The 13,981-nt window shown below is 49.1% G+C and carries 14 protein-coding genes; 3 read left to right on the forward strand and 11 right to left on the reverse strand.

The features are described from left to right. Positions 1–14: 14 nt before the first annotated feature. The 8 genes from metG to ACTHTS_RS10150 all read right to left on the reverse strand — a co-directional run bounded on the left by metG (position 15) and on the right by ACTHTS_RS10150 (position 8,796). A complete protein-coding gene (metG, locus tag ACTHTS_RS10115; RefSeq protein WP_440369955.1) occupies positions 15–2,072 on the reverse strand; it encodes a methionine--tRNA ligase in 2,058 nt (685 codons plus the stop codon). Between the two features lie 126 nt (positions 2,073–2,198). Beyond that, on the reverse strand, positions 2,199–3,521 hold the full coding sequence (locus tag ACTHTS_RS10120; RefSeq protein WP_440369956.1) for an Mbeg1-like protein: 1,323 nt from the start codon (positions 3,519–3,521) through the stop codon (positions 2,199–2,201). Next, positions 3,518–4,237: a hypothetical protein gene (locus ACTHTS_RS10125; RefSeq protein ID WP_440369957.1), complete on the reverse strand. Its 720-nt coding sequence runs from the start codon at positions 4,235–4,237 to the stop codon at positions 3,518–3,520. The genes ACTHTS_RS10120 and ACTHTS_RS10125 overlap by 4 nt, the downstream gene beginning before the upstream one ends. Before the next feature lie 66 nt (positions 4,238–4,303). Beyond that, a complete protein-coding gene (locus tag ACTHTS_RS10130) occupies positions 4,304–4,783 on the reverse strand; it encodes a protein-(glutamine-N5) methyltransferase (RefSeq protein WP_440369958.1) in 480 nt (159 codons plus the stop codon). A gap of 263 nt (positions 4,784–5,046) precedes the next feature. After that, entirely contained in the window at positions 5,047–6,300 is a 1,254-nt protein-coding gene (murA, locus tag ACTHTS_RS10135) for a UDP-N-acetylglucosamine 1-carboxyvinyltransferase (RefSeq protein WP_283122042.1), read from the reverse strand. Positions 6,301–6,496: 196 nt separating this feature from the next. Further along, complete coding sequence (gene ftsX / locus ACTHTS_RS10140) at positions 6,497–7,414, reverse strand: permease-like cell division protein FtsX (RefSeq protein WP_128582426.1); 918 nt, start codon at positions 7,412–7,414, stop codon at positions 6,497–6,499. After that, on the reverse strand, positions 7,411–8,061 hold the full coding sequence (gene ftsE, locus ACTHTS_RS10145; protein ID WP_003681151.1) for a cell division ATP-binding protein FtsE: 651 nt from the start codon (positions 8,059–8,061) through the stop codon (positions 7,411–7,413). The genes ftsX and ftsE overlap by 4 nt, the downstream gene beginning before the upstream one ends. A gap of 252 nt (positions 8,062–8,313) precedes the next feature. Then, the gene (locus tag ACTHTS_RS10150) at positions 8,314–8,796 is read right to left on the reverse strand and encodes a TlpA disulfide reductase family protein (RefSeq protein WP_049349226.1); all 483 of its coding nucleotides are present in this window, start codon (positions 8,794–8,796) and stop codon (positions 8,314–8,316) included. Positions 8,797–8,965: 169 nt separating this feature from the next. Between ACTHTS_RS10150 and arsC the strand changes: the two genes are divergently transcribed. Both arsC and ACTHTS_RS10160 read left to right on the forward strand, forming a co-directional pair. Then, complete coding sequence (arsC, locus tag ACTHTS_RS10155; protein WP_440369959.1) at positions 8,966–9,325, forward strand: arsenate reductase (glutaredoxin); 360 nt, start codon at positions 8,966–8,968, stop codon at positions 9,323–9,325. 25 nt (positions 9,326–9,350) lie between these two features. Next, a complete protein-coding gene (locus tag ACTHTS_RS10160) occupies positions 9,351–10,007 on the forward strand; it encodes a YdcF family protein (protein ID WP_049349227.1) in 657 nt (218 codons plus the stop codon). A 179-nt stretch (positions 10,008–10,186) separates the two neighbouring features. On the opposite strand, the gene ACTHTS_RS10165 is transcribed toward ACTHTS_RS10160, so the two are convergent. Together ACTHTS_RS10165 and ACTHTS_RS10170 are read right to left on the reverse strand one after the other, a co-directional pair. Further along, on the reverse strand, positions 10,187–10,339 hold the full coding sequence (locus tag ACTHTS_RS10165; protein ID WP_234394603.1) for a hypothetical protein: 153 nt from the start codon (positions 10,337–10,339) through the stop codon (positions 10,187–10,189). A gap of 117 nt (positions 10,340–10,456) precedes the next feature. Further along, complete coding sequence (locus ACTHTS_RS10170) at positions 10,457–11,551, reverse strand: ABC transporter substrate-binding protein (protein ID WP_049344933.1); 1,095 nt, start codon at positions 11,549–11,551, stop codon at positions 10,457–10,459. A gap of 159 nt (positions 11,552–11,710) precedes the next feature. On the opposite strand from ACTHTS_RS10170, the gene gltX reads away from it, so the two are divergent. Then, positions 11,711–13,105: a glutamate--tRNA ligase gene (gene gltX / locus ACTHTS_RS10175; RefSeq protein WP_440369960.1), complete on the forward strand. Its 1,395-nt coding sequence runs from the start codon at positions 11,711–11,713 to the stop codon at positions 13,103–13,105. A gap of 65 nt (positions 13,106–13,170) precedes the next feature. Here the strand turns inward: gltX and ACTHTS_RS10180 are convergent. Continuing rightward, on the reverse strand, positions 13,171–13,981 hold an 811-nt coding region (locus ACTHTS_RS10180; RefSeq protein WP_440369961.1), incomplete at its 5' end, for a DUF2167 domain-containing protein.

The raw sequence follows: 13,981 nt of genomic DNA on the forward strand, positions 1-13,981 counted from the left end.
TTAAGATTTGACACTTAGCCCACTTTATCCCCAGGCTGTGCGCCTGCGTCGACATCGAGGAGCTTCAGTTTGCCCTCTGCCGTGGCGGCGGAGAGGATCATGCCTTCGGATACGCCGAATTTTGCCATTTTGCGCGGGGCGAAGTTGGCGACGGCGATGACCATGCGGCCGTTCAATTCGGCGGGGTTGGGATAAGACGCGGCGATACCGGAGAAGATGATGCGTTTTTCAAAACCGAAATCGAGGTCGAATTTTAAGAGTTTGGTGCTGCCTTCGACGGCTTCGCAGTTCAATACTTTGGCGACACGCATGTCGATTTTTATAAAGTCGTCGAAGCTGGCCTGTTCGGCGACTTTTTCGTATTTACTTTCTTCGGCGGCAGGCGCGACTGCGGCGGCGATGCTTTGTTTATTGGCTTCGATTAAATCGTCCACTTGTTTTTGCTCCACTCGTTGCATTAAATGTTCGTATTTGTTGATGGTGTGTACGCCCAAAGTTTCGCGTGTGTTTGCCCAAGTGATGGCTTCCAAATTCAGGAATTTGGCGGCGTTTTCGGCCACTTTCGGCAATACGGGGGCAAGGTAGGCGGTCAACATGGTAAAGGCGTTGATGAGTTCGCTGCATACTTCGTGCAGGCGTTTGTCTTGGCCTTCTTGTTTGGCGAGTTCCCACGGTTTGTTGGCATCAACGTATTCATTGACAATGTCTGCCAAGGCCATGATGTCGCGCAGGGCTTTGGCATATTCGCGGCTTTCGTAGCATTCGGCAATGGCTTCGCTTTGTGCAGCGAGTTTTGCCAGCAATTCGCTGTCGGCAACGTCTTTCAGACGGCCTTCAAAGCGTTTGGCGATGAAACCTGAAGCACGGGCGGCAATGTTGACGTATTTGCCGACGAGGTCGCTGTTGACGCGCGAAATAAAGTCTTGCAGGTTCAAATCGATGTCTTCAATTTTGCTGTTGAGTTTGGCAGCGATGTAGTAGCGCATCCACTCAGGGTTCAGGCCTTGTTCCAGATAGGATTTGGCCGTGATAAACGTGCCGCGCGATTTGGACATTTTTTGTCCGTCGACGGTTAAAAAGCCGTGTGCGTACACGCCGGTTGGGGCGCGGTGGCCGGAGAAATGCAACATGGCGGGCCAGAACAGGGCGTGGAAATAGAGGATGTCTTTGCCGATGAAGTGATACATCTCGGTTTGGCTGTCGGCTTTGAAGTATTCGTCAAAATCGATGCCGATGCGGTCGCACAGGTTTTTAAACGACGCCATGTAGCCGACGGGCGCGTCCAGCCAGACGTAGAAGTATTTGCCCGGCGCATCGGGGATTTCAAAACCGAAATACGGCGCGTCGCGGGAAATGTCCCAGTCGGACAGGGTGGTTTCTTCGCCTTCGCCCAGCCATTCTTTCATTTTGTTGAGGGCTTCGGGTTGCAGATGGGGTTTGCCGTCGTGCGGATTGTTGCCGGAAGTCCATGCTTTGAGGAAGTCGGCGCATTCGCCCAGTTTGAAGAAGAAGTGTTCGGATTCGCGCAATTCGGGTTTTGCACCGGAAACGGCGGAATACGGGTTAATCAGTTCGGTCGGGGAATAGGTCGTGCCGCAGACTTCGCAGTTGTCGCCGTATTGGTCTTGGGCGTGGCATTTGGGGCATTCGCCTTTGACGAAGCGGTCGGGCAGGAACATTTGTTTTTCAGGGTCGAAAAGCTGCTCGATAACGCGGCTTTCGATTTTGCCGTTGGCTTTCAGTGCGCGGTAAATGTCTTGGGAAAACTGTTTGTTTTCAGGGGAATGGGTGCTGTAATAATTGTCGTAGCCGATGTTGAAACCGGTAAAGTCGGCGAGGTGATCTTCGCGTACTTTGGCAATCATGTCTTCAGGCGCAATGCCTTGTTTTTGAGCGGCAAGCATCACGGGCGTGCCGTGGGTGTCGTCGGCGCAGCAGTAGTAGCACTCGTGGCCGCGCAGTTTTTGGAAACGTACCCAAACGTCGGTTTGGATGTGTTCGACCATGTGGCCGAGGTGGATGCTGCCGTTGGCATACGGCAGCGCGGAAGTGACAAGGATTTTGCGTGTCATGGTTTGTGCTTTTAAAAACAATGGATAAAGATGTCGGGAATTATACCGCAAAACAATACGCAAAGGCCGTCTGAAACCCGATTGCCGGTGTTTCAGACGGCCTTTTGAGATTTAGCAGAAAGATTGTTACCCGATACTCATTCCACGCGATTGAGATTGCGCTAATTGTTTTTGTTGCTCTTCATATTCAGAGAGTTGTGCCGTTTGCTGGATTTGATTAAAGCTCTTTTCCACGGGAATAGATGCAGATAGTCCTATATCCATAGAAGCAAGATTTAATGTAGGATTTCGGTTCCCGATTAGATACTGGTCGTTTTTTACACTAAATAAAGTAAGATCAGTGATATTTTTTGACAGAGCCAAGGAGGTAAGTGCCATCGCGGAATTTTGCAGCTTTTCCTCATCAATAGACAGGTTGTTTGTCTTATGATACGTCGTTAGGTGCACCATTGCAGTATTGAAGAGCTTTTGGGTTTCAGGCGAAATGTTTTGTAGTTTGCTAGCATTTATTTGTGGATCTAAAAAGGCGTATTGAGAACGATTCTGTTGTTCATAGGGATTTAAATACTGTTGTTGATTTTCTGCAATAAACTTGTCAGCCCAGTTAATATATTTTTCAAATGCTTGTGGTGATTGACGAATTTTTTCTTTTACTAGATTATTAAATCTGCTCAGCATAGCCATATTTTCTTCAGCCAGTTGATGAGCTGGAGAATGTGGAGATAAAACAGATAATCCCTTTTCAGAGGTAAAATTGTTTATAGCATGAGATGAGTAAAGATTCCACTTGTTAGCCAAAAAGTTGTCATCCGAAGTATCTTGTGTGGCAAAACCACCTTTGCGCAGATTATCTACCTCGTTTTTTGTAGTATACAAAATACTTCTGCCTAAATGATTGCTTGCAGATGAGACATAGTCTCCACCCATACGGTGATTAATGATTAATCTGTCCGCTAATGGGTTGATTGGAAGGGCTTCTTTCAAGCCTGCTGCGCCAAAGGCATTAAAAGTTTCAGTGCGTTGACCATAGCGATTGCCACATAACTGGGCAAGTGCTCCTCCTAAGGAGTGACCGGTTTGGTAGATTTTTGCCCCGTTATGTTTTGCCATTGCATTCGCCACTTCAGTTAATGCTCTAGCATCGTTGTATTGTGGATTAGTATGGTCTTTAACCATACGCATATCGGCTTCGCGATCTTGGCGGGTTTCAAACTCCGTACCACGGTGAACGACTACTAATTCGTTCGTGTCTAGGCGGCGGTAAATGGCACCAAAATAACCGTTTTGGGGATTGTTACTGATTTTCTCGACAGTATATTTAATACCGTTTAAAGTTATTTCTTTATTTTTTTCGTTATCAAAAACCAGTTTTTTTTCGCCGTTTTCATCTTTCTTCCCATAAATGTGATCAGACAGCAGGGCAAAATCCTGACTATTCAATGCTCTCATTTTTCAACCTTTCTTAATGTTAATTCAACTGTAAAAAGAGAATCCGGTTTATAATCCGCCACATTTTTATGCCAACTTTCAATACCTCTATCAGAATATCCGCTATCAATTGAACCATTACCTTGAAATTCGGTTGCTATGGGATAAAGGTTTTTTTCATAATGATTGGTTACTTTTAATTCAGGATTTTCCTCAGTCAGTTTTTTTAAATCTTCCGAATCAATACGGACAATCAAAGCTGTTTCTCGCTTATCTTTTCCTGTTGGTTCCATTACTATGGCAGCACTTAAAAACTGCCATTTACATACGCCTTCCCCATAGTAATCTTCATCTAAAGGAGTATCCGAATAAAAGTCTGTAGCATATGTATTATTATCAATTTTAGTCATCTCCAGTTTTTTTCGGTATTGAGGCCACGTTGTCGCACCTACCCAACGATTGGTTACATATTTGCAGTTTTCCGATTGGTAAAGTTCATCTCCCGTCACAATCTGGAAAGCTAGAGGCGCATCTTTGATTTTAACCACAGCTTGATAATGTTCTTTACGGTTTGGGTTAATTTTGACATCCTTTGGAGGAGCATCTCCTTTTGGCAGTTTGTAGGTAGGGAAATCCGATTCTTTAAATCCGTATTCCTCGTACATGTTTTTCTCCTTGTTGCAGGCAGTTAATGATAAAGCGGCACAGAGACCGAATAGAAAGATAAAAGGTTTCATAAGGGTTCCTTCTACAATAAGACTTTGAATCTTGATTCAAAGTATACAGGAATATTTGTTGTTACTTTATTCTTTTGTATTTTCTTTCAAATTTTGATAAATACGCTGTTTTAGAAATTCTGCGATGGTTGTCAATAAAAATGCTGTAAACCATAAATACAATCCTAATCCGTAAGTTGGTTTTGCATGTCCTCCTGCTTCATTCACAATTACTTCGTTTAAGGTAAATGTAAGTAGCGCCATAACCCATAATAATCCATGCAAAGTAAAGATAAATTTTTTTGCTTGTAGTCGGATAAGAGATATGAATATTAAAATGAACCAAATATAATTTGCATAAACAGCAAAATATCCAATGTGGCCTAAACCAGGTCCAAATATTGTTCCAATAATTAGAACAAAAAATCCCTCATATTGTCCTTCTTTTCCAAAAGTAAATACATTTTGAAATAAGGAACAAATCCAAATGAAAATGGCAATAAAGAAACATAGTTTATGGCCATAACGGGTTAGCCATTTCTTTGTCGTGAGTGATGAATCGTTCATAATGTATATTGATTATGTGGAAGATTAGTAGTGAATAATTATCGGCTTTTTTACTGCTTTAATAATGCTGTTTATATAAACCAGATGAATTTTGAAAAGATTGGAAGGTAGGTTTTTGAGCAGTTTACGAATCGGAAAATCCTATTCCTTATCTTGTTACCTGCTTTTTATTTCACAAGTAGATAGGCCGACTGAAAACAAGCATAGCGAGTTTGCTAGATTTTGTTTTCAGACGGCCTTTTATTTATCGGCTGCGTATGGGATTAACCGCGTACGCGTTCGATTTTTGCGCCTACGCCACCGAGTTTTTTCTCGATGTATTCATAGCCGCGGTCGAGGTGGTAGATGCGTTCGACGATGGTTTCGCCTTCTGCGACCAAGCCTGCCATGACGAGGCTGGCGGAGGCGCGCAGGTCAGTTGCCATCACGACGGCGCCGGAGAGTTTTTCTACTCCTTTGATGTAGGCGGTGTTGCCTTCGGTGGTGATATCTGCGCCCATGCGGTTGAGTTCAGGAACGTGCATGAAGCGGTTTTCAAAAATGGTTTCCACCACGCGGCTGCTGCCTTCGGCAATGGCGTTCATGGCCATAAACTGCGCCTGCATGTCGGTTGGGAAGCCAGGGTGGACGACGGTGCGGATGTCCACGGCTTTGGGGCGTTGCTGCATGTCGATGGAAATCCAGTTGTCGCCTGCTTCGATGATGGCGCCGGCTTCGGTCAGTTTGTCCAACACGACTTCCATGGTTTTCGGTGCGGCATTGCGCAGGACAACTTTGCCGCCGGTCATGGCGACGGCGCAGAGGAAGGTACCGGCTTCGATACGGTCGGGAACGACGCTGTGTTCGCAGCCGTGCAGCTCTTTTACGCCTTCGATGGTCATGGTTGCTGTACCGATGCCGCTGATTTTTGCGCCCATTTTAACGAGGCATTCGGCCAAATCGACGACTTCGGGCTCAATGGCGCAGTTTTCGAGGATGGTGGTGCCTTCGGCGAGCGTGGCCGCCATCAGCAGGTTTTCAGTACCGCCTACGGTCACGACGTCCATGGTGACGCGCGTGCCTTTCAGACGGCCTTTGGCTTTGACGTAACCGTGTTCGATGGTGATTTCCGCACCCATGGTTTCGAGGCCTTTGAGGTGTTGGTCAACCGGGCGCGAACCGATGGCGCAACCGCCGGGCAGGCTGACTTGGGCTTCGCCGAAGCGGGCGAGGGTCGGGCCCAAAACCAAGATGGATGCGCGCATGGTTTTTACCAGCTCGTAAGGTGCGCAGGTGTTGTTGACGGTGCCGCCGTTGATTTCAAATTCGGAGATGTTGTCGGTCAAAACGCGTGCGCCCATGCCTTGCAGCAGTTTTTGGGTGGTTTTGACGTCGGCGAGCATGGGTACGTTTTTCAAGCGTAAAGTGCCGGAAGTCAGCAGACCGGCACACATCAGCGGCAGGGCGGCGTTTTTTGCGCCGGATACGATGATTTCGCCGTTGAGGGGGCCGTTGGCAGAGATTTTGAGTTTGTCCACAGGATGTCTTTCGTTATTTGTCTGCACGGCTTATGCCGCACAAATGAAATGAGATGGGTAATAAACCATCAATTATAAGGGATTATGCCCTTGCTGTTAGATTTGGCGGTATTAAATTTTCACAAGGTTTGTTTAAGTTGCGAAAGGATAAGATTTCAGGCCGTCTGAATGGTTCAGACGGCCTGTTTGCCAAGGCTTATTTTTTGGCTTTGAAGCCTAAGAGGTGTTGTGTGGTGGCCAGCCATGCGCCGAATACGCCCAGCGCGATGACGAAGCCGAATACCAGCGACACTTCGCTAAATGTGAAGAAACGCCAGCCGATGTTCAGACCGTAGGGTTTGAAAATCGCGTCCACCAGCGGCCGTACCTCGGCCAGCAGCCAAGCCGACAAGCCCAAGCTGACGGCGGCGGAGAAAATACTCTGCCACATTGCCTGATAAAGGAAAGGACGGCGGATGAAGGAAGCGGGCGCACCCAACAGCTTGGTGATTTCCAGCTCTTCCTTGCGGCTGAGAATTTGCAGGCGGATGGTGTTGTGTGCCACCAAGACAAAGGCCATGCCCAAAGTCAGCGAGAGGAACCACAAAATTTTGCGGATAAATTCGTTAATACGATAAAGGGTTTGTACCCATTCCGTATCCATGGTTGCCGATTCGACGCGTGGCAGTTTGGTAATGTCTTTATAGATGGCCTGCATCTGATCCGGAGAAGTGGCAGGGTCGGGCGTAACGATAAAGACATCGGGCAACGGGTTGCCATCGAGCATGGAAACGAGGTTTTGGTCGAGATTGGTCTGCAATTCTTCCAAACCTTCCTGCTTGCTGATAAAGCGGACTTTATCGATACGGCTGTCGCGTTGGAGCAGGTTTTTCACCGTATCGGCATCAGAACCTGCCGCATCGGTGTCCATATAAACCGTAATCTGCGGCGACTCGTTGAGTTTGCCCAATACGCTTTGCCCGCTTTGGATGCCCAAATACATAAACAGCGGCAAGGTCATGGCAACGGCAAGCATGAGCAGTGTCAGCAGCGTGCCGATGGGTTGGCGCAGAAGCTCTTTGAGCGCGGCGCGCGCCGATTCGACGTGTAACGAGATGTAGTGAATTATACTCATGCGAGGCGTCCTTTCTGCAGGCGCAAGACACGGTGGCCGTAATCCGCCATCAGCGTTTCATCGTGCGCCGCAACAATCACGGTCGTGCCTGCTTCATGGAAGGTTTTGAACAATTCCATAATATCCAGCGCATAGGCGCGGTCGAGGCTGGCGGACGGCTCGTCGGCAATCAGCAGGCTGGGTTGGTGAACCACTGCGCGCGCGATGCACAAACGCTGTTGTTCGCCGCCGGACAAAGTGATGGGCATATCGTTTTCGCGGCCTTTCAAGCCGACTTTCTCAATCGCAATACGCGCGCGCTCTTCCGCTTTGCGCGGCTGGTAGCCGCTGATCCGCAAAGGCAGGATAACGTTTTGCAAGACATTGCGGTCGTAGAGGATTTTGTGGTCTTGGAAGACAATGCCGATATGTTGGCGCATAAAGCCGATCTGATTGTCGCTCAAGGTGCCGAGGTCTTGATTGTTAAACCAAACCTTGCCTTTGGTAGGCTTGGTAATGCCTGAAATCAGCTTCAAAATGGTGGATTTGCCCGAGCCCGAATGGCCGGCGATAAAAATCATCTCACCTTTGTTAATCTGGAAACTGACATTTTTCAGGGCTTCGAAACCGCCGGGATAGGTTTTGGAAACTTGTTCGAAACGGATCATGGGTTTTCCTGAAAATAGGGATTCAGACGGCCGGCGTCATCGGTAGGGCAACATGCCGTCTGAAAAAATGGGGATATTCACAGATTATAAATATTTCGGCTGCTTTTTGATAGTGAAACCCCGGTTCTGCCTGTGGATACACTGCCGGTTTGCAACACAAAGCAATATGGTTTGAAAAAAAGGCCGTCTGAACGATTGGGTTTCAGACGGCCTCGGTATCAGCAGCGTAGGTTAAGCACCCTATCCGCTGTTTTATTTACATTTGGTTTTGGCCAAATTCACGGCGGCGGTCAGGCTTTTTTCGTTGACTTCGCCGGTGATGGTTTGTTTGTAGCCGCATTTCGGCGCTTCGACGACTGTGAAGGGCAATACGCCGACGTTGTTGCCATGGGCTTTCATAAAGTTGCGGCTGTTGGCGCCGGTGTAACGCCAAATCGGATAGCTGACCGGTGTTTGTTTCAGGAATTTGCCGATGTTGTCAGTGGTATCCAGCGCGATGCCGACCATATCGACGCTGCCTTTTTTCTGCGCTTTGTACCATGCGGACATAGCGGGCATTTCTTTACGGCAGGGGCCGCACCAGGTTGCCCAAAGGTTGACCACGCGCACGGGGGCTTTGAGCGATTCCAGGCTTTGCGGTTTGTTGTCCTGCCAACCTGCCGTTTCATCGGCGGCAAAGGCCGGCGCAGCGGTAAAAACGGTGGCGGACAGTAGAAGGGCGGTTAAGGCTTTCATGGTTGTATCCTTGAGGTTGCCAATCGAGATTATGTTTATTGTAAAACGGTTTGGTGGGCATGCCTACCGATTCGTATCAAGATATCAGGTAAAAAGTTTGAGTAAAAATCAGTTGCAGACGATAATAACCGCCATCATTGAATGATTTTGCAATAATACGGAGACTTTCATGCCGTCTGAATTCACACTTTATCACAACCCGCGTTGCAGCAAATCGCGTGCCGCGCTGGCTTTGCTCGAAGAAAAAGGCGTTGCCGCCGACGTGGTCAAATATCTGGATACCTCCCCCGATTTGGTGACTTTGCAGGATATGTTTGCCAAACTCGGCATCGAATCGGTGCGCGGCATGATGCGCACGAAAGATGACTTGTACAAAGAATTGGGTTTGGACAATCCCGATTTGGACAATGCCGCCCTGCTTCAGGCAATCGTCGAACACCCTGCCCTGCTTGAGCGTCCCGTTTTGGTAACGCCTACGCGCGCAGCCATCGGCCGTCCGTTGGAAAACATTGCCGCCCTACTCGGCTGACGGGGTTGGATAAGGCCGTCTGAAGATGATTTCCCTGCTTAAAAGCCGCAATGGCTTGCGATACTACCTATTTCGCGGCCTTGCTTTGAGCGTTTTGTTGGTGTGCGGTATTTTTTTGAGTGGCACATGGCAGATTTACCGGACAGGTTTGCAAACCTTGCCGAAGGACGCTCATGCCGATGCGGCGGTGGTGTTGGGTGCGGCGGCGTGGGACAAACGCCCGTCGCCGGTATTCCGTGAGCGCATCAACCATGCCATCACGCTCTACCAAAGCCATCGGGTCGGCAAAATCATTTTCACCGGCGGTACGCCCAAAAAAGGATTTATGACCGAAGCCGAAGTGGGGCGCCGATACGCGCTCAAGCAGGGCATACCGGCGCACAATATCCTGTTTGAAAACACGTCGCGCAACACTTACGAAAACCTGCGCAATGTCGTCCCCATCATGCACGCCAACGGAGTCGGCAGCATTATCGTTGTCAGCGACCCGTATCATTTGGCTCGCGCCGAAGAAATGGCCGCCGATTTGGGCTTGTCAGACGCGCAGTTCTCTGCCACACCGACCACGCGCTTTGATGAGCGCAGCAAGAAAGCCAAGTTTCTGATGCAGGAGAGCTATTCTTTGTTTCTCTACCGTATCGGCAAATGGAGCGATGCGGTTTGGAATTGGATAAGCAGTTGAGCCTTGGGCAAGCCATACAAAAGGCCGTCTGAAGCCTTTTAGGTTTCAGACGGCCTAAATGTATTCTTACTTATTGATATTGATTTGCAGCTATACTGCCCAAAAAGACTACGGCCAGCACCAGATAAATTGCCATTACGATAGCAAACAGAATCAAGGCAGCCTTGAAATAATTGGCTTTATTCGGATTGGTGTTTGAGCTGAATGCCCACACAAACATCATGATCAGATTGACCAGCGGAATCATCATAATCAAGCTGGTTACCAACCAACCATTCGCTGATGCTGACGACCGGAGCCTGAGGCCGGTCGATTTGGTTTTGTCCGTTCATACGTACCCAGTAATTTTGTTGAAAGAACAGTAATTATACTCATTAAATCTTTATCGACATAACATGTTCAGGCCGTCTGAATCTTCAGACGGCCTGAGCCTATGATTTTTGCAGCCGCTATTTCAATCGGATGTAAAACGTACCGTCCGGCACGACGGGCAGGTATTTGCGGTAGAAGTCCAGATAGGTCTTGTTTGGGTCTATGTCGGCAAACTGCTGCGGATACAGGGTTTTGGCGATAAATTGCGCGCTGGCCAAATCGGTGAGCGAGCGGGAGGCGGTGTGGTAGATGCCGTAAACGCGTTTGTTTTTGACGGCAGGAATGTCTGCCCAGCCTTTGCGTTTGACAAATCCGGCCAGGCGGCGTTGCGCATCAGCCTGGCTGATGCCTATGCCCATCGCCATAATGCCAGGCTTGTCTTTATGGCCGTTTTCCGTCCCCGAAATGACGATGACGTCGGGTTTGGCCGTCAGGAATTTTTCAGGGTTTATCGGTCCCCAGTTTTTAACGTAAGGCGCGGCGATATTGTTGCCGCCTGCTGTGTCGGCAATCGCGCCCCACATATCTTTGCCGAAGGTGTAGCTGTATTCGGACGGGCCCTTGTCGCCGAACTCGATATAGATTTTCGGTTTGGACTGCTTGGCGCGCGCGACGCGTTTTTGGATATCGGCAATGCCTCGGGCGTATTCGGCGGCAATTTTTTGGGCGCGCGCCTGCGTACCGTTGAGTTCGCCGAAAATTTCCGCACTGCGCGTGTGCCGCGCGACGGTTTCGGCGTTGAAATCGACCACGACGACGGGTATGCCTGCCGCTTTAATGCGCGGCAGATGGGTGGCGATGGCCTTATACTGCCAGTCGGCCAGAATCAATACGTCCGGCTTGAGCGCGAGCGTTTTCTCCAGTGAAAACGTGCCGGTGCTGATGTTGCCGATATCCGCAATGTTTTGCAGCGTAGGCAGCTTCTGTTTGAACATCGCCCAGCTGCCGGGATTGAATTTCTCCCAAAACTCACGCGAAATGCCGATGACGTTTTTAAATTTGTCCGCACCCGTTACCGCGATATAGTCGGGATAGTAAAACGCCAAAACCGCGCGTTTGACAGGGACATCGACTTTGACTTCACGTCCCAATACGTCTTTGATAGTTTTGATTTCGGCTTGGGCAAAAAGGGGCAGGAGGGCGAGGGCGGTAAATAAAGCGCGTTTGTTCATGAGCGGATACTTTCAAAGAAATGATTATCATTAGTTTTGTTTTCAGGAGAAAAGTTCCCAGATGGTCCTTCTGCGCCGACATTATTTTTAGACGGTCTTACATTGTTTAAACCTTGCCGAAAAAGTAAAATACCTGTTTTCAAAGACTTTGGAGCCATCATGACCGTCAAAACCCGTTTCGCCCCCAGCCCAACCGGCTACCTGCACATCGGCGGCGTACGCACCGCCCTGTTCTCATGGGCGTTTGCCCGCCATTATAAAGGCGAGTTCCTATTGCGTATCGAAGACACCGACTTGGCGCGCTCTACTGCCGAATCCGTCAACATCATCCTCGACGGCATGAAATGGGTCGGCCTGAACTACGACAACGCCGACAACGTCGTGTACCAAACCCGCCGTTTCGACCGCTATAAAGAAGTCATTGCCGAACTTTTAGAAAAAGGCCATGCCTACTACTGCTATTGCAGCAAAGAAGAGCTGGAAGCCATGCGCGAGAAAGCCGAAAAAGAAGGCACGGCGACGTACGATCGCCGTTGGCGTCCGGAAGAAGGCAAAACCCTGCCAGAAATCCCTGCCGACGTTCAACCCGTCGTCCGCTTCAAAACGCCTTTGGACGGCGTTACGAAATGGACGGACTTGGTCAAAGGCGAAATCTCCATCCCCAACGAAGCACTCGACGACCTGATTATCGCCCGCGCCGACGGCACGCCGACCTACAACTTCTGCGTTGTTGTGGACGACTACGATATGGGCGTTACCCACGTTATCCGCGGCGACGACCATGTGAACAACACGCCGAAACAAATCAACATCTTAAAAGCCATCGGCGCTACCCTGCCCGAATACGGCCACCTGCCGATGATTCTTAACGAACAAGGCAAAAAAATCTCCAAACGCAGCGGCGATACCGTTGCCATTACCGATTTCGGCGCAATGGGTATTCTGCCCGAAGCCATGCTCAACTATCTGGCACGCTTGGGCTGGGCGCACGGCGACGACGAGTTCTTTACGATGGAGCAATTCATCGAATGGTTTGATTTGAAAGATGTTTCCCCGTCTCCAAGCCGCATGGATTTGAAGAAACTCTACTGGATTAACGGCGAACACATCAAAATCACCGCCAACGAGAAACTGGCCGAAATGGTGAAACCGCGCCTCGCCCTGCGCGATATCCACGAAACAAGCAAGCCCGCTTTGGAAGACGTGTTGGCACTGGTCAAAGACCGCGCCCAAGACCTGAACACGCTTGCCGACGAGTGCCTCTACTTCTATGTCAAACAAACCCCTGCCGAAGCTGACGTGCAGAAACACTGGGACGACGAAGCCGCCGCCCGTATGCTGCGCTTTGCCGAACGCCTCGAAGGGCTGGAAGACTGGAACGCCGAAGCCATCCACGACCTCTTCAAACCTTTCTGCGACGAAGAAGGCATCAAAATGGGCAAACTCGGTATGCCTTTGCGCCTCGCTGTCTGCGGTACGGCAAAAACCCCAAGCGTCGATGCCGTATTGGCATTAATCGGCAAAGAAGAAGTGTTGAAACGGATCCGTTCGTAAGGCATGAATGTTAAAAGGCCGTCTGAAATGTTTCAGACGGCCTTTTTATTTTGAACAGGATTTATTTATTCTTCTTCGTTCGGTTTGTTTTTATCTTTTTTGCGCCATAGGCCTTTAAACAATGCACCTGCTGCAACAGCACCAAAAATAATCAGTTTGCCGAATTTAGCCAGTAATGCGCCGGCCAAAGCTAATAATCCCAGTTTTTTTGCAGCGATACCGCCAACCAAGGCAGCCAGTCCGTATTCGGCCACTTTGTCGGTTGCGGCATTGAAATCGCTGTAGCGCTTGCCTTCATTGAATTCGATATTACCCAACAATTCTTGCACAATAGGTTTGTATTGATCTATGCTTTTCAAATCGGTGATCATAGTCAATTCAATATAGCCTTCGCGTCCCAGCTGGAAAGTATTGTAGTTGATGGCAGGATTGGGATCGGGTTCGTTTTTATTCAGAACGTCAATCGACCAAATCAGACGATGGGTCTTTGCATCATATTGCGGTTTTTCTACCCAGCCGCGTGTTTCCAATTCCGGCAGGTTGCGGGAGGCACGCTCTTTATTTTGTTCCTCGGTGCCTTCTTTCAGCTGCTCGAGCATGGCCTCAACATCCCATTCTTTGGCATCATCGTCTTTGATATAGCCGGAATCGGTAAAGGTCAGGTCTACTATCCAATTGGTGTCACTGTCCTCGTTTTCCGACTCGGGGAGAATCAGGCCGTAGCGGTTGGGATCTGTGGCGTTGCCTGCTTCCCTCATCATGGCGTTGGCGCGATTTTTTTTCACAAAGACCATTTTTGCAGGCAGTTTCAGTTTGGCCTGATTGCCCAAATCAACGGTTGCCGGGCCTTGAACGATTTGGTCGTCAACGTAGTTC

Source organism: Neisseria sp. P0019.S003, from assembly GCF_051957115.1.
GTDB classification, from domain to species: Bacteria; Pseudomonadota; Gammaproteobacteria; order Burkholderiales; family Neisseriaceae; genus Neisseria; species Neisseria flavescens_D.

Coding starts and splice junctions, on each gene's coding strand:
- metG (WP_440369955.1), bottom strand. CDS start 2,072: ATGACACGCAAAATCCTTGTCACTTCCGCGCTGCCGTATGCCAACGGC.
- ACTHTS_RS10120 (WP_440369956.1), bottom strand. CDS start 3,521: ATGAGAGCATTGAATAGTCAGGATTTTGCCCTGCTGTCTGATCACATT.
- ACTHTS_RS10125 (WP_440369957.1), bottom strand. CDS start 4,237: ATGAAACCTTTTATCTTTCTATTCGGTCTCTGTGCCGCTTTATCATTA.
- ACTHTS_RS10130 (WP_440369958.1), bottom strand. CDS start 4,783: ATGAACGATTCATCACTCACGACAAAGAAATGGCTAACCCGTTATGGC.
- ftsX (WP_128582426.1), bottom strand. CDS start 7,414: ATGAGTATAATTCACTACATCTCGTTACACGTCGAATCGGCGCGCGCC.
- ftsE (WP_003681151.1), bottom strand. CDS start 8,061: ATGATCCGTTTCGAACAAGTTTCCAAAACCTATCCCGGCGGTTTCGAA.
- ACTHTS_RS10150 (WP_049349226.1), bottom strand. CDS start 8,796: ATGAAAGCCTTAACCGCCCTTCTACTGTCCGCCACCGTTTTTACCGCT.
- arsC (WP_440369959.1), top strand. CDS start 8,966: ATGCCGTCTGAATTCACACTTTATCACAACCCGCGTTGCAGCAAATCG.
- ACTHTS_RS10160 (WP_049349227.1), top strand. CDS start 9,351: ATGATTTCCCTGCTTAAAAGCCGCAATGGCTTGCGATACTACCTATTT.
- ACTHTS_RS10165 (WP_234394603.1), bottom strand. CDS start 10,339: ATGAACGGACAAAACCAAATCGACCGGCCTCAGGCTCCGGTCGTCAGC.
- ACTHTS_RS10170 (WP_049344933.1), bottom strand. CDS start 11,551: ATGAACAAACGCGCTTTATTTACCGCCCTCGCCCTCCTGCCCCTTTTT.
- gltX (WP_440369960.1), top strand. CDS start 11,711: ATGACCGTCAAAACCCGTTTCGCCCCCAGCCCAACCGGCTACCTGCAC.